The sequence below is a fragment of the Butyrivibrio sp. AE2015 genome (assembly GCF_000420825.1).
In the GTDB taxonomy this organism is placed as follows: Bacteria; Bacillota; Clostridia; order Lachnospirales; family Lachnospiraceae; genus Butyrivibrio.
The window spans coordinates 1-23,289 of sequence record NZ_ATVR01000046.1 but is presented as its reverse complement, the minus strand read 5'-3'; the positions used below and the strand labels follow the sequence as shown (position 1 = coordinate 23,289).

The following is a 23,289-nucleotide window of genomic DNA, read 5'->3' as shown; positions in this document are numbered from 1 at the left end:
TTTTTTCTGTACACATGCTTTCTTTTTATAAAACAATCATTGATGTTTAGATGAAAAGGATGATTTGGGCATAGGCATAAAGATTACGATAAAATACTATCACTAGTGTGTTAATGACTGTCTATGTTGTTACAAGGGATCCTCAATAACTTTGAATACACGACATTTTTTGGAAAAAGAAGTAACTAAAAGTTACTTTTTTTTATCAAAAAATTTGCTATGATATTATGCAGATAATGTAACAATATTTCATATATGTTTTTCTTTTTTTGGAGGGTATGTGTAAATGAAAAGACGAACTTTGTGGAAACTGTTGGCAAGTATTATGGCATTTACTATGGCGGCTGCCCCTGCAATCACAGTATGCGCGGAAGATGTGACAGAGCCTGTGATTAACGAAGACCCAGACCATCCGGTCGTAATTGATGGGAATGTAAATGTAATTTATGATGAATCCAGTTCGGTTAATTTCGCGGTAATGGCAGATGAGGATGCTGAAATAATTGTTAAGGATGATGTGAATTTTACATCTAAACAGGATGGAGGTGGTCAGGCAATATATAATGCTGGAGGAAACATCAATGTTTTCGGAAGTGTAAAAATGACAGCTGATGACCCATGTAGCGGTGCTGCTGTAAGCAATACTGGCGGGACAACAACTATAGGTGGTGATGTTGTTTTGGACGACCAAAATACTGACATGGCTTTTGCTATTTATGAAAGTGATTCTGCTGATACGGCTACTATTATAGTTGGGGGTGATGTTAAATCAGGGTGCGAAGGAATATCAGTTGAGAATGCAAATGTCTATGTTGATGGAGATGTAGAAGCAGCAGGAGGAGGGGTATCACTTTCTGTTTTTGAAGATAGAAGTGACTGTAGCATTATTATTATGGGTACAGTATCTGCAGAATATGGAATAGGCGCTGAAGGACATTTATTAGTTGATGGAACTACCGAACAGAGCTTTGTGGAGCAACTTCACAATGTAGTAGTATATGCTATAGATACACCTGAAGAAGAAAACTTAGTTGGTGCAGGTGCCATGAATTTAGATAAAGATGTTACAACGGATTTGTTTAAGAAGGCTATCAACTATATTATTCACACTGAAGGAGACATGGACCTTTCCGGAGATGACCTAAAGTCAGTAAGTGATTTTGCTACATTCACGGATCTTAAAGAAGATCACAGAACAACGAAGATAGGTGAGATTTTCACAGCAACCGTTGCCAAAAACTATGGGATTGAAGGAAGCAGTAGTGTTGAAGTTACTAAGGTAAGTGATGGAGTTTACAGTGTTAAGCTGATTGATTCAAAAGGAGGAATTCTTTTGAAGGCAACTGCGCTTTCACCAAATCAAAATCAAAATCCAGGTGATGGAACTGCAGAAGATTCAAGAAACGATTCCAGCCAGACAGCACCTGTATTATTTGTGATCCAGGATGATTCACAGAATCAGCAAGCAACATCTACGATTTCAACAGCTGTTGGAAATGTTCCTGCAGGAGCATTAAGAGTTGCAGTTCCTTACGGAACAAAAACTATAGCACCGGCATTTGAAGGTGCCCCATCTCCTACAAATGCAGTTTCAATAAAGGTTTCAGAGCTTACTGATGCTCAGTATAAGGAAGCTATTATCCGGAATATTTCATCAACACCAATGGGTGGAATGCTCAGGATTGAAACTGACAAGGCTGCATGCTTTGACAGAGCAATGCTTGAAACCTTTGCTAAGAGAGCAAGTGTTAATCTGGAAGTTATCTTCCCGGTTAAGGGACAAATGGTACGTGTTGTAGTCCCTGCAGGCTGTAATATCAATAATCTCCTAGATGAATTTGGCTACTGCGGATTTGAAAGACTTGCATCCATTTTAGGCAGTGAGGTAGTTAAATAATCAAACATAAATGATTTATTCATGATGCGGAACGGATAGTATAATCTGTTCCGCATCTTTTTATAAAATATGGTAATATATACAAAGCGCACCGCATAAAATACAAGGTGGTGCGCATTTATTATTATGTAACAAAGAGGATAGATATGGCAAAATGGATGATAGCAAATAAGAAGGCTGATTTTGATGGAATCGCTGCTAAATATGGCATTTCCAATATCACAGCCAGACTTATTGCTAATAGACTTATAAATTCCAGAGAGACAGAAAAAGAAGACTGTTCCTTGGAAAAAGTGGATGAGTATCTGAACGGCGGCGTTTCAATGCTCCATGATCCATTTAAAATGGCAGACATGGAAAAGGGCGCCAGGGTGATGCTCTCCAGAATAGCCAAGGGAGCAAAAATCCGTGTTATAGGCGACTATGACGTAGATGGTATATGTTCTTCATACATACTTGTTGATGGACTAAGGCTCTTTGGAGCAGATGTGGACTGTGTTCTTCCTGACAGGATCAAGGATGGCTATGGCCTTAGTATCAAGCTTGTTGATGCTGCTATTGAAGACGGTATTGATACTATCATTACCTGCGACAATGGAATTGCAGCTTTTGAGCAGATCAAACATGCAAAAGAAAAGGGCATGACTGTAGTTGTTACAGATCACCACGAAGTTCCTTTTGAGACGGCTCAGAATGAAGCAGGTGATGATTCGTCCGGACCTGAGACTTGTGTGAAAAAAGAGATATTACCGCCTGCAGATGCGGTTATAGACCCCAAGAGAGCTGAGGGTGAGTATCCTTTTAAAGAGATCTGCGGAGCAGTTGTTGCTTATAAGTTCCTGCAGGTTATGGCGCAGATAAAGGCTTCTGAAAAAGAAGACCCAGAGTTTGATGAGCTGATTGGAAGATTTTTTGCTGAAAAGATCATCTTTGCGGGCATTGCAACAGTTTGCGATGTCATGGAACTTAAGGATGAGAACAGGATAATCGTAAAAGAGTCTTTAAAGCGCATCAGATTTACAGAAAATAAGGGTCTTAAAGCTCTTATTGATGTAAATAGTATTGATGCAAGCGCTATGACTGGATATCACTATGGTTTCATCATAGGTCCCTGTCTTAATGCCACAGGAAGGCTTGATCTGGCCACAAGAGCATTATCATTGTTTTTTGCTGAAGATGAGGCTGAGGCCGCTATGATTGCCGGAGATTTAAAGGCCCTTAATGACAGCAGAAAAGACATGACCAAAGAGGGTGTTGATGCGGCTATAGAAATTGTGGATGAAGAGGCTGGTAAAGGCGAACTTCCCAAGGTTATTGTGCTGTATCTTCCAAATGTTCATGAATCTATAGCAGGAATAATAGCAGGTAAGATAAAGGAAAAGTACTACAGGCCTACGATCGTTCTTACAAAGGCAGCTGACGGAGGCGCTAAGGGCTCCGGAAGGTCTATTGAGAGCTATGATATGTTCCAGCATCTTTCAGCATGTAAAGAGCTCTTTACAAAGTTTGGCGGACATAAGATGGCTGCGGGACTATCACTTCCTGAAGAGAATATTGAAACTCTTCGCTCAAGGCTGAATAACGAGTGCGAGCTTACAGACAGCGACTATGAGAGGATTGTTCATCTTGATATGGTAATGCCCCTTAAGTATGCGAGCATGGAGCTTGTTAAGGAATTTAGCAAGTTGGAACCTTTTGGAACAGGTAATACCAAGCCTATGTTCGCCCAAAAGGATGTAAAGCTTTTATCGGGAAGAATACTTGGTAAAAACAAAAATTGTGGAAAATACAGAGTATCTGATGATTCAAATAATTATTTTGATATGATGTATTTTGGAGATATGGATAAGTGGCATGAATTCCTCAGAGAAAAATATGGCCAAAGCGCTGTAGATGAGCTTTATGATGGAAGAGCTTACAATATGAAGGTGAGCATTGCGTATTATCCGGATATTAATAGCTATCAGGGAAGAGAATCAGTTCAGATAGTTATGAGCGACTTCACATGATATAAAAAAACTCCCCCTAAAACCACAAAAACACACGCGAAGCGTGTGTCTGCGGTTTCTTATGAGGGGGAGATAGTGAGCCTTAGCTCATATCTTTAAATATATATTACTCCTAAATTGTGAATAAAATGTGACGAAAAAATAAAAAATGGGAGGGCTTACATGAAGCTTAGTAAATTACTGGAAAATCTCGAATACAAAATTACAAAAGGAAACTCTTTTGAAGAAATCAGTGCCGACTCAGTAGAGATAGGGGACGTTGTAAACGATAACCGTAAAATTTCAGAAGGATCTCTTTTCATCTGCATCAAAGGAGCAAATTTTGACGGACATTCCTGCGCAAAAGAAGCGGCAGAAAAAAAGGCTGCAGCAATTGTTGTAAGTCAGGATGTTGAGCTTCCTGAAAATTCAGAAATAGCAGTTGTCAGAGTTGAGGACACAAGATATGCAATGGCCTTTATTTCAGCAGCATATTTTGACCATCCTGCAAGAAAACTTAAGACAATCGGTATCACAGGAACAAAGGGTAAGACTACAACAACATATCTTATCAGAAACATGCTTGAGAATGCCGGACATAAGGTTGGTCTTATCGGAACGATCGAAGTTATCATCGGTGATGAGCACATCCATGCAGAAAACACAACACCTGAGTCCTATAATCTTCAGGAGTACATGGCTAAAATGGTAGAAGCAGGCTGTGACAGTGTTGTTATGGAGGTTTCTTCTCAGGGACTTATGCTCCACAGAACACAGGGCTTCATATTCGATATCGGCATCTTTACAAACATTGAGCCAGATCATATCGGACCTAATGAGCACAAGGATTTCGACGATTATATGCACTGTAAAGGTCTTTTGTTCAAACAGTGCAAGGTAGGTATCTGCAATGGTGATGATATTCACACAGACGATATTCTGGAAGGCCACACCTGCGAAGTTGAGACCTATGGATTTGGTGAGGGCAATGATATCAGAGCTATAAATCTTGCTTATATTCATAAACCCGGTCAGCTTGGTGTGTTCTTTGATACAGACGGACTAATCAAGGTTCATGCTGAGGTTGAAACTCCCGGTAAGTTCAGCGTTTTAAATGCTCTTTGCGCTATTGCTGTTGCAAGACACTTTGGCTGCAGTGAAGCTGAGATTGCGCCAGCCCTTAAGGGAGCCAAGGTAAAGGGAAGGATCGAGATGGTAAAGGTTTCTGATGACTTTACACTTATGATCGATTATGCCCACAACGCTATGGCACTTAAGAGTCTTCTTACTACACTTAGGGATTATCATCCAAACAGACTTATCTGCCTCTTTGGATGCGGTGGAAACAGAAGTAAGCTTCGCAGATTTGAAATGGGCGAAGTGAGCGGTAAGTATGCTGACTTTACAATCATTACATCAGATAACCCAAGATTTGAAGAGCCTGAAGATATCATGAACGATATTGAGACAGGTATGAAAAAGACAGATGGTAAATACATCAAGATCACTGACAGAAAAGAGGCTATTGCTTATGCCATTGACCACGGCGAGCAGGGCGATATCATAGTTCTTGCAGGTAAGGGCCATGAGGACTATCAGGAGATCAAAGGTGTGAAATACCATATGGATGAACGTGAACTCATTCAAGAAATCCTTGAAGAACGTAAGTAATGAGAAGCATATAAAATAACTTGAAAAATGTGTATCTGTTTTTTACAAAAGTGGATACACATTTTTTTATTAATGATTGTCATGTGAGCTTTTACGTTATGATAAAATAATCTTTATAAGTTGGACTAGAGGAGAAGCTAAGGTTAGATTTATGTACGCTAACGTTATTATAGATATTTCACATGAAAAAGTTGATAGGACGTTTCAGTATAGGATACCGGACAGGCTCCTTGAGGTGTGCGATATTGGAATGCCTGTAAAGGTACCCTTTGGAAGGGGAGATAATGTACGAACCGGGTATATTGTTGAACTTACAGAGGAACCCAATTGGGACCCTGATAAGATTAAAGAGATAATTGATGTGGAAAGGGATCTTATTTCCGCAGAGGATATTTCAATAAGGCTTGCTGCCTGGATGAAAAGACAGTACGGCTCTACCATGATAGCTGCGCTTAAGACTGTGCTTCCTGCTTCTAAAAAGCAGGCAAGACAGATACACAAATTTATTTCTTTAAGACTTCCTGAAAGGGAGGCAAGAGACCTCTACAACGAGTGCGTAAGGAAAAAGCAAAAGGCTAGAGAGCGTCTTTTGAAGGAGCTTATAGATAATCCCGATGACAGGATTCCCTATGAATTTATCACAGGCAAGCTAAATGTGTCTTCACAGGCCATAAAGAGCCTTAGTGACAAAGGAATCATTGCCATAGAAAGTGAAGAGTATTACAGAAAACCCATAGCTGCTGATGGTGAAAGGTATGGCAAAAAGACTTTGAGCGATGAGCAGCAGCATATCGTAGATACTGTTAAAAGAGATTATGACGAGGGCAAAAGAGATACTTACCTTATCCACGGAATAACAGGAAGTGGTAAGACAGAAGTGTACATTGCCCTTATAGATGATGTGATAAAAAGAGGAAAGCAGGCGATTGTTCTGATTCCTGAAATTGCCCTTACTTATCAGACTCTGATGCGCTTTTACAGGCACTTTGGCGACAGAGTATCAGTAATGAATTCGACGCTTTCTCCGGGAGAGAAATTTGACCAGATGGAGAGAGCCAGAAATGGGGATATTGATATTATCATTGGCCCAAGGTCAGCTCTTTTTACGCCGTTTCCAAACACAGGAATTATTATAATCGATGAGGAACATGAGGCCACTTACAAGAGCGAGACTATGCCTAAATACCACGCAAGGGAAGTGGCAATAGAACTGTCACACCTTCTTCCTGACGGGGCAGCAGTTGTGCTTGGCTCAGCCACACCTTCACTTGAGGCCTACTACAAGGCAAAGACCGGGCAGATAAAGCTCTTTGAGCTTAATAAGAGACTTACAGGCGGAACGCTTCCTACCGTTGAGATTGCGGATTTAAGGGAAGAGCTTCGGGCCGGAAACAGGTCCATTTTTTCCAGAAGGCTCTTTGAACTTATGGAGGACAGATTCCAAAAAGATGAGCAGGTAATGCTGTTTATCAACAGAAGAGGACTTGCGGGATTTATCTCCTGCAGGGGCTGCGGCCATGTATTTAAGTGCCCGCACTGCGATGTTTCTTTGTCAGAGCATCGGGGCGGAAGACTTGTATGCCACTACTGCGGATATGAGCAGGCACGGCCCAAGATATGCCCTGAATGCGGCTCAAAATACGTCTCATCTTTCAGAGCAGGAACGCAGCAGATTGAAGATGAGGTGAAAAAATATTTTCCGGATGCTAAGGTCCTTAGGATGGATGCTGATACCACGAGGACAAAGGGAAGCTATGAAAAGATACTTGGAGCTTTTGCCAACAAGGAAGCCAATGTACTTGTAGGAACTCAGATGATAGTAAAGGGCCATGATTTTCCTGATGTTACCCTGGTGGGAATCCTTGCGGCGGATATGTCACTTTATGCCAGCGACTACAGGGCAAGTGAGAGAACTTTCCAGCTGCTTACCCAGGCTGCGGGAAGAGCCGGCAGAGGAGAGAAAAGAGGAAACGTGGTGATCCAGAGCTATCAGCCTGACCACTACAGCATTCTTGCGGCAGCAGATCAGGATTATAAGGGCTTTTACGAGGAGGAGATTGCTTACAGAGACCTTCTAAGGTACCCGCCGGTTTCACATATGATGTCTGTTCAGATCCAGTGTAAAAATGAGGCAGAAGGGATTGCCTTTGCAACGAAGCTGAGGGCAGTCATGGAACAAAAAAAGATTCCTAATGTTGTCTATATAGGCCCTGCATCAGCAGCTATAGGAAAGATAAACGACATATACCGAATGGCTATCTATGTCAAGGCAGATGATATGGACATTTTGGTGAAGTTAAAAGATATGGTCGAAAAGTATATAAGAATGCTCGAAGACAGGGGATATCTTAAGAATATCACTACCCAGTTTGATTTTGATCCAGTCAATGGATTCTAATGAGATATTGACATTTCTGCTTAAATTGATATCATATAATGAATTGTATAAAATCTAATGTTTTTTGAACAATAAATAAAGGAGGCCAAAATGGCACTTAGAACTATTAGAGAATATGGCGATGAAGTACTTGAGCGTCGCTGCAAAGAAGTTAAGGAAGTAACACCAAGGATCAGAGAGCTTGTAGAGGATATGCTCGAGACTATGTATGATGCAAACGGAGTTGGTCTTGCAGCTCCTCAGGTTGGAATTTTAAAGAGAATAGTAGTTATTGATGTTTCACCTGAAGCTGATGATCCTATAGTTATGATAAATCCTGAGATCCTTGAGACTTCAGGCGAGCAGACAGGATATGAAGGATGTCTTTCTATTCCTGGTAAGTCCGGCGTTGTTACAAGACCTAACTATGTTAAGGCAAAAGCATTTGACCTTGATATGAACGAATTTGTTATTGAAGGAGAGGAACTCCTTGCAAGAGCTATCTGCCATGAGCTCGATCACCTTGACGGACACATGTATGTGGAGAAGGTTGAGGGTGAACTTGTAGACAACGAGGAACTCATGCAGGAGCAGGAGTCAGAGGACGAAGAATAATAATACATGTTTAATGCGCAGACATTGGAGCTTTTGATCAGCTCTTTTCCCAAGATATTAGTATATGGACTTAAGGTTTCGGTACCTCTTGCACTAATAGCTTTCGTGCTTTCAACTGTCATTGCTGTATTTGTGGCAATGGTTCAATATGCAGGGGTTCCGGTAGTGAGACAGATCTGCAGATTTTATATCTGGATCATCAGAGGAACACCGCTTTTGGTACAGCTTATGGTGGCATTTTACGGACTTCCCTTATTCGGTATAAATGCCAATCCTTTTTTGGTAGCGGTAATAGTTTTTTCGATATGCGAAGGTGCTTACAGTGCTGAGACTATGAGAGCAGCCATGGAGGCAGTTCCCGCCGGACAGCTTGAGGCAGGTTACTGCGTTGGAATGAGCTATATGCAGATCATGTGGCACATCATATTGCCGCAGGCCTTCAGAACAGCTTTTCCATCTCTTTTCAATGCGCTTATCAGCATGGTAAAAGATACATCACTGGCATCAAGCATAACTGTGGTCGAGATGTTTACAAGGACCAAGCAGATTGCAGGACAGTCCTACAATTATTTTCCTTTGTACATAGAAGTTGCAGCTATATATCTGCTCTTTTGTACAGTTCTTACCTTTGTTCAGAAAAAAGGTGAGAGAAGACTTGGAAATTACGGAGTTCGCAAATAAGTATGGCATTACTAGAGGTAAAAAATCTAAAAAAGTCTTTTGACAAAACTGAGGTTTTGAAAGGCATAGATTTAAAAGTAAATAAAGGCGATGTGGTTTCAATACTGGGACCATCGGGCTCGGGTAAGACGACCCTTCTTCGCTGCATAAATTTCCTTGAAAAGCCTGACGGAGGAAAGCTTTCTTTTGATGGGAAAGACTATGATCTTTCCGGGATTTCCAAAAGTGATATAGCTGCCATCAGGAAAAAGACGGGATTTGTTTTTCAGGGCTACAACCTTTTTGCCAATAAGAACGTATTGGAAAATGTGACTTTGGGCCTTACATCTGCGAGAAAGATTCCTAAAAATGAGGCTGATGAGAAGGCACTTGAAGTATTAAAAAAGGTCGGAATGGACGGCTATACTGACTATTATCCCAGTCAGCTTTCAGGCGGACAGCAGCAGAGAGTTGCAATAGCAAGGGCACTTGCCACTGACCCAAGCATTATTTATTTCGATGAGCCTACATCAGCTCTTGATCCACAGCTTACATCAGAAGTTCTTGAGGTTATGAGAGAACTTGCAGATGAGGGTATGACTATGATAGTTGTCACCCATGAAATGGGCTTTGCAAAAGAAGTATCATCCCATGTGGTATTCATGGCAGATGGAAATGTGGTTGAAGAGGGCAGCTCAGCAGACTTTTTTGACAATCCAAAAGAAGTAAGAACAAGAGAATTTTTAAGACTAACTGAGCACTAATCTATAAGAAATATGATTATCTGCTGTGATAATTTTAGGTAGGTTTTTATATACACTGTTTGTACTTACAAAGGAGGACATTTATGAAAAGGATTCTATCACTGGCACTGACAACAATTCTTGCAACATCTCTTTTGGCCGGATGCGGCGCTAAAAAAAGTGATGACCACCTGGCTCGTATCAAAGAGACCGGCAAGATCACAATAGCTACTGAAGGTGTGTGGGCGCCATTTACATACCATGACCCTGACACAGATGAGCTCGTTGGATTTGACGTAGAAGTGGCAGCAGCTATCGCTGAGAAGCTTGGTGTTACACCTGAGTTTAAGGAAGTTGCTTTCGACGGCGGCCTTACAGGTGTTTCAACAGGTACATTTGATATGATGGCTAACGGTGTTGATGTTACTGATGAGCGTTCCGAGACCTATGATTTTACTGAGGCCTACGCCTATGACCACGCTGTGGTTGTTACTCTTGCATCCAATACAGATATCGCATCTTTTGAGGATCTTAAGGGATACACAACAGCCAATTCTGCAGGCTCAACCTACGAGGCTATGGGAATCGAGTATGGAGCAGCAGTATCCAATGTTGATACTTTGGGCGAGACAATGACTCTTGTACTTAATGGTACAGTTGATGCTACTATAAATGCCAACACTTCAGCTCAGGACTACTTCAACACAACAGGAACTACAGAGCTTAAGGTTGCAGCTGTTGACCCTGAGGTTACAAAGTACGCAGTTCCTCTTGCAAAGGGAAGTGATAATGATTCTCTCAGAGAAGCTATCAATCAGGCAATTGCTGATCTTCGCGCAGAGGGAAAGCTTGCTGAGATTTCAAAGAAATACTTTGGCGCAGATATCACTGCAGAATAATTAGGATAAAAAATATAGGGCACTGTCAGGATATATGTCTTGGCAGTGTCTTTTTTTGCGAGTTTTTAGTAAGAATCTTACTTGACAAAGGCAGGTAATTGGTTTATTTTAATTTGATACAATTAAATTGCGATATGCATCATGCAGGGAGACAGATCACTATGCATAAAAAAATAGTTTTTTCTAAACCAAAGTTTGAAGAAGCAGCGAGGCTTGCCGGAATCTATGCTTTAAGGAACAATAAGACCTGCGACAGCACGGTTCTTGATACATATATCTGGAAAGAATTGTATGATACAAGGGTTTATATTGAGGATGAGGCGGCACTTATTCTTATGAAGGATGAAAAGGGTTATTTTGCTGCTATGCCATATTGCAGGGAAGAGAAGCTTTCAGAGTATTTCGAGCTTTTAAAAGAGTATTTTAATGAGGAACTTAAGAGCCCTCTCAGAATAGAGCTTGCTGATGAAGATGCGGTAGGCGCGCTGAAGCTACTTGATAATGCGGAATTTGAAGTATCTGAGGAAGTGGATCTTAAGGATTATCTGTACGACGCTGAGCAGCTGAGGACTCTTCCAGGCAAGAAATTCCAGAAAAAAAGAAATCTCATAAATAAGTTTATGAAGGAATATGAGGGAAGATGGGAATACAAGACTTTATGCTGTGTAGATGAGTATTCTCTTGAAGTTTTTTTAAAGAAATGGTTTGATCAAAGAGTTGCAGAGGGCGTTGAAAGCAGGGATACACTTCTTTTTGAGAAAAATGGTGTGATTGATGTTCTGCGAAACTGTGATAAAGTTACATTTAGGATAGGTGCTATTTTTATCGATGAGATAATGGAAGCATTTGCCATAGGTTCATATAATACCAATGAGAAGATGGTGGTTGTAAGCATCGAGAAAGGAAACTCTGAGATTCCTGGAATCTACCAAATGATAAATCAGCAGTTTCTTTTAAACTCCTATGAGGAAGCGGAACTTGTCAACAGAGAAGATGACATGGGAATAGATGGACTTCGTCAGGCAAAGGAAAGCTACAATCCTGTGGACTTTGCAAGAAAATACAGAGTTTGTCAGAAAATGCATTGATCCGCAGATTTAGTGGAGGTAAAGCTATAGGTGAAATATGGTGATTGAGTATACAGAAAAAGAGAATACAAGAAAACTTTATGAAGAGGCATTCGATGATCCCAAGAGATTTGTGGACTACTATTATGAGGACAAATGCCGTGATAACAGGATGTTTGTCAGCATAGAAGACGGGGAAGTTATATCCATGCTTCATCTGAATCCTTATAAAGTTAGCCTGAATGGAACAGTTGTCCAGAGCTATTATGTTGTTGCTGTTGCAACAAAAAAAGAAAGGCGCCATGAGGGACAGATGAGCAAGATCTTTGAAAAGTGCTTTGAGACCCTAAAAAAAGAGCATGTTCCTTTCATATTTCTTTTGCCTGTGAATGAGGAAATCTACTCCTGGATGGGATTTGAGAAGATATGTGATTTTAATACGGATCGCATTTTGGACTATAAGAAAATCCGGGAATCCTTTGATGTTTTTTGCATCAGGGATGACGACTACCTTCGCAGGATGGAAAAAGAAAATGAACTGAGAGCTTTGGATGAAGGGGAAGTTCTTCCGGATAATCCTGTAATAATGGCAAAGATCACGGATCTTTCTGAGTTTAATAAGGTTACAGATAATTCTTTTGCCCATGAAAAAGAAGCCCTTGGCTGGCTTAGAAGTAAAAAAGTTTACATATGTGAGGAAGTTTGAGGGAGTTTGCTTAAGCACCTTGTCAATGTACAAAAGAAGCCTGAAATGGTAAACTAATATTTACCGTTTTAGGTTTTTTTATGCTATAAATGGCATTTTGCAAATGATCATAAAACTATTTGCTTTTAACAGGAGATTTGATATGAAGATAATATTTATGGGCACTCCGGACTTTGCAAGGACGGCGCTTGAGAAAATTATAGAGGCAGGGCACGAAGTTACCTTAGTTGTTACTCAGCCCGATAAACCAAAGGGAAGAAGCGGAGAACTGCAGGTATCTGACGTCAAGGCCTGTGCTCTTGAACACAATATTCCTGTATTTCAGCCTGTAAGGATAAAGCTTCCGGAGAACGTTGCGGAGCTGAAAAAATATGAGGCTGATATTTATGTGGTTGCAGCCTTTGGACAGATCCTTTCACAGGAAATATTGGATATTCCTAAATTTGGATGTGTCAATATCCATGCATCTCTTTTACCAAAATACAGAGGAGCTGCACCAATTCAGCAGGCTATCCTTGATGGTGAGGAGAAAACTGGTGTGACTATCATGCAGATGGCAGCAGGTATGGATACCGGTGATATTCTGATCCAGAGAGAGATTGTGATTGATCGTGATGAGACAGGTGGCGGCCTTTTTGACAAGCTTTCGGTTCTTGGAGGAGAGCTTATTGTAGATGCGCTTCCAATGATCGAAAGAGGTGAGCTTACACCTGTTCCACAGGATGAAGCCAAGGCTACAAAGTGCGGTAAGCTTTCAAAGGACATGGGAAGAATTGATTTTAATAAGGATGCGGAGACTATCTTCAACCTTGTTCGTGGCCTTAATCCATGGCCTTCAGCCTTCACTTTCCTTAATGGGAAGATGCTCAAGATCTGGAAGGCAGAAGTGGTAAAAGAGCTTGATGGCATAGATGGAGCTGATGCTGTGCCGGGAGAGGTTGTGGCAGTTTATAAGGACAGCTTTGCTGTTAAGACAGGTAGTGGTTATCTGAAAGTTGAGGAACTTCAGCTTGAAGGAAAGAAGCGCATGCTTGTAAAGGATTTCCTTCTTGGATATAAGCTTGAAGAGGGCACTAAATTAGGCTGATAACATTATATGTGGTAGAATTAATGTATTCATAGGAAAGAGGCGATTTGGATGTTTTACGGATATGGTTACGGATATGGATATGGCATGGACCCAATGTACATATTGGTCATTATCATGGCTATACTTTGCATGGTTGCCAGCTATAGAGTTAATTCAGTTTATAAAAAATACAACAGAGTCCGCAGTATGAGCGGTATGACAGGTGCACAGGTTGCAATGGAGATACTAAGGCGAAATGGCGTCAGTGATGTAACTGTTCAGCATGTTCCAGGGGATCTTACAGATCACTATGATCCAAGGACCAGAGTTGTGAATTTATCAGATGCAACCTATGGTTCCAATTCAGTAGCAGCTATAGGGGTAGCTGCCCATGAATGTGGCCATGTAATGCAGCATCAGAATGGATACCTTCCACTCCAGATAAGGTCAGCCCTTGTCCCTGCTGCAAATATTGGTTCCAAGGCAGGAGTTCCCCTTATCATTTTGGGAATGTTCCTTAGTATTTCACCGCTTATTTCTATAGGAATCTGGGTATTTTCTTTGGCAGTTCTTTTTCAGGTTGTAACACTTCCTGTTGAGTTCGATGCATCTCACAGAGCTCTTGTGATGCTTGAAGAGTATGGAATCCTTGGTCACGAGGAAGTAGCGGATTCAAGAAAAGTGTTATCTGCTGCAGCCATGACATATGTGGCAAGTGCAGCGGCAGCAGTTGTTCAGCTTTTAAGGCTTGTAATGCTGAACAACAGAAGAAGAGACTGATGAGTTTTTTACGGTATCAGATCTTTTTTGATCAAATGAGGGGAGTTCCCGCTTAGGGAGAGGTTATGAGCAATATCAGAGAAATAGTTTTAAGTATACTAATGGAATATGACAGGGATGGCAAAAAAAAGCCATCCCTTTTAAAGGATGCGCTGGAAAAGTACGACTACCTTGAGACAAGGGACAAGGCCTTTATCAAAAGAGTTGTAGACGGATGCCTTGAAAGACAGATACAGGTAGATTACGTTATTGATCAGTTTTCCAAGACAAAAGTTGCAAAGATGCAGCCGCTTATCAGAAATATCATCAGGATGGGAACCTATCAGATAATGTTTATGGATCAGGTCCCTGACAGTGCTGCCTGCAACGAGGCTGTAAAGCTTGCTTCAAAGCACAAGTTTGATGGATTAAAGGGCTTTGTCAACGGTGTTCTGCGAAACATAGCAAGGAATAAAGACAACATAAAGTATCCTGATAAGGATGGCTCTTCGAGCATAGAGTATTTGTCAGTGTTTTATTCAATGCCGCAGTGGCTCTGCAAAATGTGGGTTCAGGAATACGGTTTTGAGAAAACTGAAAAGATTCTTCAGTTCTTTTTAGAGACAAGACCAACTGTCCTTAGGATCAACATGTATGAGGCAAAAGACACAGAGTCTCAAAAGAAGATCAAGGATGAACTGGTAGAAGAGATCAGGAAGGCAGGCGCACAGGTTAAGGACAATAACCTCCTTTCCTATGCAATAGAACTTGAAAAGACTGATAATATCAAGTTTTTACCGGGCTTTGATGAGGGCAGATTTGCCGTACAGGATGTAAGCTCCATGCTTGTTGCAGAGATTGCTGGAGTAACTAAGGGACAGACAGTTGTGGATGTATGCGCAGCTCCCGGTGGAAAAACCACCCACGCTGCAGAAAAAGTGGGGAAAAGTGGTCGTGTTCTTTCAAGAGATGTGTCAGACAGAAAGTGTGAGCTGATACTTGAAAATGCCGAGAGACTTGGCCTTGATAATATCGAAGTAAAGGTTTCAGATGCCAGGATCCATGATGGAAACCTTGGTGATATGGCGGATGTTCTGTATCTGGATGTTCCCTGCTCAGGACTTGGTATCATCGGAAGAAAGAGCGATATAAAGCTTAATACTTCTCAGAAAGCACTGAGCGAGATTGAAGCTCTGCAGTGGGAAATCGTAAAGGCTTCCTGGGATTATGTGAAAAAAGGCGGTACAATGATCTACTCCACCTGTACTGTCAACAGGGCTGAAAATCAGAAAGTAGTTGAGAAAATTTGTCGCGAATTTCCTTTCGAAATGGTGGATATCTCAGATGTTGTTTCAGATATCTTTAAGCCTGAAAAAGACTCAGATATCCTGAAGTCCGCCAAAAAAGGATATATTCAGCTGCTCCCGGGGGAGTATGGCACTGACGGATTCTTTATTGCAAGACTTCGCAGGAAAAGTGATTGAAGAAATAAGGTAAGTATAGTGAATAAAGATTTAATAAAAGCACCAAATGGAAAAACAGATATCAAATCCCTTACGCTTCCTGAACTGACAGAATGCGTAAAGGAGATGGGTGAGCCTAAGTTTAGAGCTGGTCAGCTCTATGAGTGGATGCATAAAAAGCATGCTGCGGGCTATGATGATATGTCCAATATCTCAAAAGCCCTGAAAGAAAAATGCCAGGAAAACTTTGAGTACACTTCACTTAAGGTTGTGGAAGTTCTTGAGTCCAAAGTAGATGAGACCAAGAAGTTTTTGTTCGGGCTCTCTGACGGAAACATAATTGAGAGCGTGTACATGAAGTATAAGTTTGGCGTCAGTGTATGTATCTCATCTCAGGTTGGATGCAGGATGGGATGCAGGTTCTGTGCATCAACACTTGATGGCGTTGTAAGGAATCTTTTACCTTCTGAGATGCTGGATCAGATCTATTCGATCTCAAGATATACAGGTCAGAAGATTTCCCGTGTCGTTGTTATGGGAAGTGGCGAACCCTTGGATAACTATGACAATCTCTTAAGGTTTATAGATCTTTTGACCAATGAGGACGGACTTAATCTTGGCCAGAGAAATCTTACGGTTTCTACATGCGGAATCGTGCCAAACATCCTTAAGCTTGCAGATAAGAATCTGTCCATAAATCTTGCTCTTTCTCTCCATGCATCCAACAATGACAAGAGAAAAGAGCTGATGCCTATAGCTAATAAATATAGCCTGGATGAGGTTCTTTCTGCCTGCAGGACTTATTTTCAGAAAACAGGAAGGCAGCTTACATTTGAGTATTCCCTTGTAAGTGGTGTCAATGACACGGATGCAGACGCAAAAGAACTGTCGGAGCTTTTATCAGGATTTAATTGCGTGGTGAATCTTATTCCCGTAAACCCTATAAAGGAGAGAAGTTATCAGCCTACAGACAGGACAGGAGCGCTTGCTTTTAAAAATAAACTTGAAAAAAGCCGAATAAATGTTACTATTAGAAGAGAAATGGGCAGGGATATTAATGGAGCCTGTGGACAACTTCGTAGGCGCCATTTGGAGGAGACAAATTAAGTACCTGCTTATTTTGTTTGATGAAAAAAGTAATTGCTTGGGAGGCAGGATTTGCTAAAAACTTTTTCCGTTACGGATATTGGAAAGAAGCGAAAACTTAATCAGGATTATGTATTTTCTTCTGACAGGAAAATAGGAAATCTTTCTAATGTGTTTATTGTTGCTGATGGTATGGGCGGACATAATGCCGGTGATTACGCATCAAGGTTCACAGTGGACACAATGGTTGAAGAGATAGAGAAGTCTTTTGAACAGAGCCCTGTTAAGATTCTTGAAAATGCTATCAAGACTGCTAATCACAAATTGAGGGAAAAGGCAGCAGAAAATCCCAGCTTATTTGGTATGGGAACGACAGTTGTGGCGTGTACCGTCCTTGGCAGATATCTTCAGGTAGCGAATGTTGGAGATTCAAGGCTCTACGTCATCAATGACAAAATCACCCAGATTACCAGAGACCATTCGCTTGTGGAGGAAATGGTCAGGATGGGAGGCATTGACAGAGAAACAGCCAGAACCCATCTTGATAAAAATATAATAACCAGGGCAATCGGTGCCACTGAAACAGTAGACATCGACTTTTTTAACGTTGAATTAAACCGTGGTGATATTGTGCTCATGTGCTCTGACGGACTTACGAATATGCTTGAAGATGAAGAGATACGAATGATTGTAAGTGGTCAGAGAGATATTATAGAGAAGGCCCAGAAACTTGTTGTGGCAGCTAATAACAATGGAGGTAAGGATAATATAGCCGTTATCCTGATTGAACCCTTTGCTGAAGAACTGACACGCGACGGAGGACTTAATGATTAAGATAGGAATGATTATCGGCGACCGATATGAGGTACTTGAAAAAATAGGTACCGGCGGAATGTCCGATGTTTATAAAGCAAAAGATCATAAATTGAATCGTTTGGTTGCAGTTAAGATTCTCAAACAGGAATTTTCCGAGAATGAGAACTTTGTATCCAAGTTCCGTGTAGAGGCGCAGTCTACCGCTGGACTAATGCATCCGAATATCGTTAATGTGTATGATGTTGGAGACGAGGATGGTGTCAACTACATTGTTATGGAGCTTGTTGATGGCATTACTCTCAAAAAATATATCGAGAAAAAAGCACGTCTTTCCGTTAAGGAAGCAGTCAGCATAGCTATTCAGGTAGCTATGGGACTTGAGGCAGCTCATAACAACAATATTATCCACAGAGATATCAAACCTCAGAATATTATGATCTCCAAGGATGGTAAGGTTAAGGTTACAGATTTTGGTATTGCCAAGGCTGCAACCAGCAACACTATAACTTCCAACGTTATGGGATCTGTACATTATACTTCACCTGAGCAGGCAAGAGGCGGATATAGCGATGCCAAGAGTGATATTTATTCACTTGGTATCACGCTTTTTGAGATGCTTACAGGAAGGGTTCCGTTTAACGGAGACACCACAGTAGCTATCGCGATCAAGCATATCCAGGAGGATCTTCCAAGTCCTGCTGATTACAACGATGATATTCCTATCAGCGTTGAGAAGATTGTACTTAAGTGCTGTCAGAAGAGCCCTGACAGAAGATATCAGAGCGCAGCAGAGCTTATTACAGACCTTAAAAAGTCCCTTATCACTCCGGATAAGGATTTTGTTTCACTTGTTGATCCTGATGAAGAGGGCGCAACAAGAGTTGCTACATCAGAAGAGAGCAAAGCAGTTAAGGGCGAGGACAGATTATCTGATACAGAGCAGATGCGTCTTAACCGCGATGTTGTCAGAGAGTATGACAACAAGGATTATGATGATTACGACAGGGATAAAAAGAAATCCCGCAGAGACTATGATGATTTTGATGATGATTACTACTACGAAGAGAGAAGAAAACGTTCATCATCAAATAGTGGAAGCCAGGATAGCAGCAGAATAGAAAAGATGACAGTTGTCATGGCGATTATTTCAGCTATACTGATTGGCTTTATAGTTATAGTGCTTGTGGGAAGAAGCATCGGAGTATTTGGCTCGGAAAGTGCCAGCGAGAGCTCTACTGATGCTTCAAGTGCAGCTTCATCTGCCACATCAGAGGCAGAAACAGCTGATGGTATCTTGATACCTGATGTAAATGGAAAGACCTATGCTGAAGCTAAGTCAATTCTTGATGAAAAGGGCTTTAACGTAGAAAAGGCTGAGGATACAGCCAATACAGCTGCTAAGGATACTGTAGTATCAACAAGTCCGGCAGCAGGAGAACGTGCAAAAGCAGGTTCCAAGATCACTGTTTATGTTAGTAATGGAGCCAACTACAGCGCAAGCGCAGCAACTGAAGTTTCTGTTGCAAAGGCTGATGGACAGGTTACTGTTCCAAATATTATCGGAATGACTTCTGAAGAGGCTGTTATTACTCTTGTCGAGGCAGGACTTCAGGAAGGCACAATTGTAGAAACCAACAATGAAGATTCAAATCTTACAGGTCTTATCTGTGCACAGAGCATAGCTTTTGGTACCTCTGTTTCTGCGGGAACAGTTATCAATATGGAACTTTCAATAGGACCTGCGAGTGTTACATACAGTTATAACGCTGATATTTCAGCACCAACTGAAGGTGAGAATTACACCTATGGTATCCCGGTCAAGGTTACACTTGTAACATCTGATGGAACAACACTTCTTAGTACAACAACATCAGATTTCCCGGTTCAGGGAACTTATAAGGGGATCACATCACCTACCGGAACTATTACTTTTGTTTATACTGCAACCACTCCGACCACTACCAATGCTGAGACTGGTGAGACTACCGGCGGAGAAAGTGTAGAATATACAGTTACAAGAGCTGTTACATTCACCCAGGAGAGTTGATCATTAGATGCGAGGAAAGATTTTAAAGGGGATTGCCGGCTTTTACTACATAGAGACTGTTGAAGAAAAAATCTATGAGTGTAAGGCAAAAGGCATCTTTCGCAAAGACAATATAAAACCCCTTGTTGGTGATGATGCCAATATCGACATCATTGATGAGGAAAAGAGGTTAGGCAATATAACCGAAATTCTTCCAAGAAAGAGTCAGCTACTTAGACCGCCTGTTGCCAATGTGGATCAGGCGGTTATTTTGTTTGCTATAGTTAAGCCTAATCCGAGCTTTAATCTTTTGGACAGATTCCTTATCATGATGAGGGGGCAGAACCTTCCTGTCATCATTTGCTTTAATAAGCAGGATATAGCCACAAAAGAGGAACAGGAAGAACTCACAAAAGCCTATGAAAAATGTGGATATAAGGTTCTGTTCATAAGTGTAAAAGAGGAAAAAGGGTTAGATGAGCTCAAGGCTCTTTTAAAGGGAAAGACAACTACTCTTGCCGGTCCAAGCGGCGTTGGCAAGTCATCTCTTTTGAATAAGCTGGTTCCGGATGCTGATATGCAGACAGGAGAGCTCAGTAAAAAGATTGAAAGAGGAAAGAATACTACCAGGCATTCAGAGCTCTTTTTCGTAAAGGAGCTATCTGACGGCGACGGATTTGATACATTTGTTATTGATACTCCGGGATTTACATCCCTTGAGCTTCGTGATGTGACTAAGGAAAATCTGATGGAGTACTATCCGGAGTTTGAAGAGTATGAGCCCCAGTGCAGATTTGGAGGCTGTTCTCATATCGCAGAGCCTGATTGCGGTGTAAAAAAAGCCCTTGAAGAAGGCAGAATTTCAAAAGTAAGATATGAGAACTATAAGGTTTTGTATGATGAGCTTAGAAATGCAAGACCGGATTACAGCAAGAAAGCAAGGAGATAAGAAAAGTTTTTATGAAGATATATGTAACAAGGCATGGACAGACTGATTACAACGCAGAGAGCAGAATGCAGGGAAGACTTGATATTCCGCTTAATGAAAAGGGTAAAGAGCAGGCAAGAGCTACCAGAGAAAAGGTTAAGGATATAAAGTTCGATGCTGTTTACAGCAGCCCTCTTATCAGAGCAGTTGAGACTGCTTCAATCGTAGGAAATATCGCAGAAGATCAGATCATAAAGGATGAGAGGATCTTAGAGGCAAATTTTGGTAAATATGAAGGTGTTGTTTATGGTAAGGTTGGCCTTCCCATGACAGGATACTGGGGAATACCTGAAATATTCCCGGCACCACAGGGAGTTGAGACAATTCCTGAAATGATAGAGCGTACAAGTTCATTTTTGTCTGAACTTGAAAAGAAGGATTATGAGAATGTTCTTGTGGTTTGCCACGGCGGCATTATCAGAGTTTTAAGAGGATATCTTCAGGATATTAAAAGAGGCTATATCTGGAGACCTCGTCCAAAGAACTGCGAGATTTTTGTTTATGAATCAATTGATGGAAAACACAGACTTGTAGATGATATTAAGTGATGAATGCGCTATCAGGGTGGCAACATGAGCTCTAGATGATATTTAAGATGTCTGTGATGGAGGAGAATGTCATGGTCATTACAAATGGATATGTTTTTAGAGATAACAGTGAATTTGAAGACTGTAATGTGTTTGTGAGTGATGGGAAGATCAGTAAAATAGCAGCGGGGACTTTTGATGGCACTGAAGAGGTCGTGGATGCTGCTGACTGCTTTGTTATCCCCGGGCTTATAGATCTGCATTTTCACGGTGCCGTAGGTGAGGATGTATGTGATGGCACCATAGAAGGTTTTAAGAAAATCGCTGAGTATGAGCTTAAAAATGGCATTACTTCTATTTGTCCTGCTATGATGACGCTTCCTGAGGAAGACCTCATAAGTGATATAAAAACCGGTAAAGAGTTCATGGATGGTGACGGCAAGGATCATAGTCGCTACGCCGAACTTCTTGGTTTTAATATGGAGGGCCCCTTTATCAGCCCTGTCAAAAAAGGAGCTCAGAATGAGGAATTCATAAAGAAAGCCGATGTAGCTATGGCAGAGCGTTTCATAGAAGCAGGTGATGGACTTGTTAAGATCATAGGCCTTGCTCCGGAAGAATCACCAAACTATGAGAGCTACATAGATGCTGTAAAGGACAAGGTTATTATTTCTTTGGCACATACTGATTCTGACTATGACACAGCTATGAATGCCATTAAGCATGGAGCAAGCCATGTGGTTCACCTGTATAATGCTATGACGGGCCTTACACATAGAGCTCCCGGAGTTGTCGGAGCTGCTTTTGACAGTAAGAAGGTCAGCAGTGAGATCATTTGTGATGGAATCCATATTGCTCCGGCAGCAGTGAGGATTGCCTTTAATGAAATAGGTGCCGACAAAATGGTGCTTATTAGTGATAGCATGAGAGCAACAGGCCTTGAAGATGGCATCTATACTCTTGGAGGACTTGATGTTGAGAAAAAAGGAAGCCTTTGCACCCTTAAGGGCACAGACACCATTGCAGGTTCTGCGACAAATCTATTTGACTGCATGATAAACTGTCACACCAAGATGAACATTCCTCTTGGAACAGCGATTGGAGCTGCCACCTTTAATCCTGCCAAAGTCCTTGGAGTATCGGACAGACTTGGTAGCATTTCAGAAGGCAAGCAGGCAGATATGCTTATTCTTGATAAGAATTTCGGACTTAAGCATGTTATCAAGAATGGAATAGTCGTTTATTGATTGATAGACGAGTGATCAGAATCAATTTCAGACGTCTACAACCGAAATTGGCTTTTCTACAGTATCAGTGAGAGTATTTTGTCGTAAGGTTTGCTTACGCCAAAATACTCTCTTTTGGTATATGCGTAAGTACTTTGGTTACGTCCGCCACCATTGACTGAACCTGATGAAAACGCCATGCCAATCCTGCCGACGGTGAGGATGATGGGAACAGTAGATTCTATCTCACCGTCGGATTCAGCATTGTAGCGTTTTCATCAGAACCCGTCAATGGTAAGCACCTTCGGTGTGGCTGGGTTAAGGTGCCTCAGGATCCAATTCCGAGAACAGTAGGGGTTACTTTGGTCAAATGAAAAAGTAAATTCCACTTTACCTATGAAAAATGGTCTCTTTTGCGATTTTGAGGAATGATTTCATAAAATTGTGCTTTGAGACCTCTGAAAAACGTGATAAAATCGGTTCATCGTTTTTGTTTGTTGTATGGCAAACAGACGACTGGAGCAGTTTGAGAAAAATTAAATTCCACTCGTCTCGGGATGATTTTTGATGAAATTTGAGACATAAGTGGTCATCTGTCTGCTTACTATTTTTTATTTATTAATGAGAGCCGGTTTTAACATGACTGAGTCTGGGGAGACTTTTTGCTGTCCTGTTAGAGCCGGTATTCTTTTGTCTAAAAGCAGTT

At 41.2% G+C, this 23,289-nt stretch carries 20 protein-coding genes; 19 read left to right on the top strand and 1 reads right to left on the bottom strand.

What is annotated here, in order from left to right; translation table 11 throughout:
- Nucleotides 1–286 precede the first annotated feature (286 nt).
- The 19 genes from G585_RS0115275 to nagA all read left to right on the top strand — a co-directional run bounded on the left by G585_RS0115275 (nt 287) and on the right by nagA (nt 22,604).
- The gene (locus tag G585_RS0115275) at nt 287–1,897 is read left to right on the top strand and encodes a hypothetical protein (protein WP_022776160.1); all 1,611 of its coding nucleotides are present in this window, start codon (nt 287–289) and stop codon (nt 1,895–1,897) included.
- A 146-nt stretch (nt 1,898–2,043) separates the two neighbouring features.
- Nucleotides 2,044–3,906, top strand: a complete 1,863-nt coding sequence (locus G585_RS0115270) for a single-stranded-DNA-specific exonuclease RecJ (protein WP_022776159.1) — start codon at nt 2,044–2,046, stop codon at nt 3,904–3,906.
- 162 nt (nt 3,907–4,068) lie between these two features.
- Nucleotides 4,069–5,556, top strand: a complete 1,488-nt coding sequence (locus tag G585_RS0115265; protein ID WP_022776157.1) for a UDP-N-acetylmuramoyl-L-alanyl-D-glutamate--2,6-diaminopimelate ligase — start codon at nt 4,069–4,071, stop codon at nt 5,554–5,556.
- Nucleotides 5,557–5,707: 151 nt separating this feature from the next.
- Nucleotides 5,708–7,954, top strand: coding sequence for a replication restart helicase PriA (gene priA / locus G585_RS0115260; RefSeq protein WP_022776156.1), 2,247 nt, complete (start codon nt 5,708–5,710; stop codon nt 7,952–7,954).
- 90 nt (nt 7,955–8,044) lie between these two features.
- Complete coding sequence (def, locus tag G585_RS0115255; protein WP_022776155.1) at nt 8,045–8,548, top strand: peptide deformylase; 504 nt, start codon at nt 8,045–8,047, stop codon at nt 8,546–8,548.
- Nucleotides 8,549–8,554: 6 nt separating this feature from the next.
- Nucleotides 8,555–9,229: an amino acid ABC transporter permease gene (locus tag G585_RS0115250; protein WP_022776153.1), complete on the top strand. Its 675-nt coding sequence runs from the start codon at nt 8,555–8,557 to the stop codon at nt 9,227–9,229.
- A 2-nt stretch (nt 9,230–9,231) separates the two neighbouring features.
- Nucleotides 9,232–9,972: an amino acid ABC transporter ATP-binding protein gene (locus tag G585_RS0115245; protein WP_022776152.1), complete on the top strand. Its 741-nt coding sequence runs from the start codon at nt 9,232–9,234 to the stop codon at nt 9,970–9,972.
- Nucleotides 9,973–10,055: 83 nt separating this feature from the next.
- Entirely contained in the window at nt 10,056–10,850 is a 795-nt protein-coding gene (locus G585_RS0115240; RefSeq protein ID WP_022776151.1) for a transporter substrate-binding domain-containing protein, read from the top strand.
- A gap of 161 nt (nt 10,851–11,011) precedes the next feature.
- Complete coding sequence (locus G585_RS0115235; RefSeq protein ID WP_022776149.1) at nt 11,012–11,938, top strand: DUF2156 domain-containing protein; 927 nt, start codon at nt 11,012–11,014, stop codon at nt 11,936–11,938.
- 37 nt (nt 11,939–11,975) lie between these two features.
- The gene (locus G585_RS19210) at nt 11,976–12,623 is read left to right on the top strand and encodes a GNAT family N-acetyltransferase (RefSeq protein WP_022776148.1); all 648 of its coding nucleotides are present in this window, start codon (nt 11,976–11,978) and stop codon (nt 12,621–12,623) included.
- Between the two features lie 142 nt (nt 12,624–12,765).
- Nucleotides 12,766–13,710, top strand: coding sequence for a methionyl-tRNA formyltransferase (fmt, locus tag G585_RS0115225; protein WP_022776147.1), 945 nt, complete (start codon nt 12,766–12,768; stop codon nt 13,708–13,710).
- A 51-nt stretch (nt 13,711–13,761) separates the two neighbouring features.
- Nucleotides 13,762–14,472 carry a zinc metallopeptidase gene (locus tag G585_RS0115220; protein ID WP_022776145.1) on the top strand — a complete coding sequence of 237 codons (711 nt, stop codon included), beginning with the start codon at nt 13,762–13,764 and terminating at the stop codon, nt 14,470–14,472.
- A gap of 65 nt (nt 14,473–14,537) precedes the next feature.
- A complete protein-coding gene (gene rsmB, locus G585_RS0115215) occupies nt 14,538–15,935 on the top strand; it encodes a 16S rRNA (cytosine(967)-C(5))-methyltransferase RsmB (RefSeq protein ID WP_022776144.1) in 1,398 nt (465 codons plus the stop codon).
- 18 nt (nt 15,936–15,953) lie between these two features.
- Nucleotides 15,954–17,021 (top strand): 23S rRNA (adenine(2503)-C(2))-methyltransferase RlmN, encoded by a 1,068-nt coding sequence (rlmN, locus tag G585_RS0115210; RefSeq protein WP_022776143.1) that lies wholly within the window; start codon nt 15,954–15,956, stop codon nt 17,019–17,021.
- Between the two features lie 51 nt (nt 17,022–17,072).
- A complete protein-coding gene (locus tag G585_RS0115205) occupies nt 17,073–17,834 on the top strand; it encodes a Stp1/IreP family PP2C-type Ser/Thr phosphatase (protein WP_022776141.1) in 762 nt (253 codons plus the stop codon).
- Complete coding sequence (gene pknB / locus G585_RS0115200) at nt 17,827–19,863, top strand: Stk1 family PASTA domain-containing Ser/Thr kinase (RefSeq protein WP_022776140.1); 2,037 nt, start codon at nt 17,827–17,829, stop codon at nt 19,861–19,863. The genes G585_RS0115205 and pknB overlap by 8 nt, the downstream gene beginning before the upstream one ends.
- 7 nt (nt 19,864–19,870) lie before the next feature.
- Nucleotides 19,871–20,791, top strand: a complete 921-nt coding sequence (gene rsgA, locus G585_RS0115195; protein ID WP_022776138.1) for a ribosome small subunit-dependent GTPase A — start codon at nt 19,871–19,873, stop codon at nt 20,789–20,791.
- 11 nt (nt 20,792–20,802) lie between these two features.
- Nucleotides 20,803–21,378, top strand: a complete 576-nt coding sequence (locus G585_RS0115190) for a histidine phosphatase family protein (RefSeq protein WP_022776137.1) — start codon at nt 20,803–20,805, stop codon at nt 21,376–21,378.
- 35 nt (nt 21,379–21,413) lie between these two features.
- Entirely contained in the window at nt 21,414–22,604 is a 1,191-nt protein-coding gene (nagA, locus tag G585_RS0115185; RefSeq protein WP_330361387.1) for an N-acetylglucosamine-6-phosphate deacetylase, read from the top strand.
- A 56-nt stretch (nt 22,605–22,660) separates the two neighbouring features.
- Here nagA and G585_RS20010 read toward each other — a convergent pair whose 3' ends face one another.
- Nucleotides 22,661–22,783, bottom strand: a complete 123-nt coding sequence (locus G585_RS20010; RefSeq protein WP_278246661.1) for a hypothetical protein — start codon at nt 22,781–22,783, stop codon at nt 22,661–22,663.
- Nucleotides 22,784–23,289 lie beyond the last annotated feature (506 nt).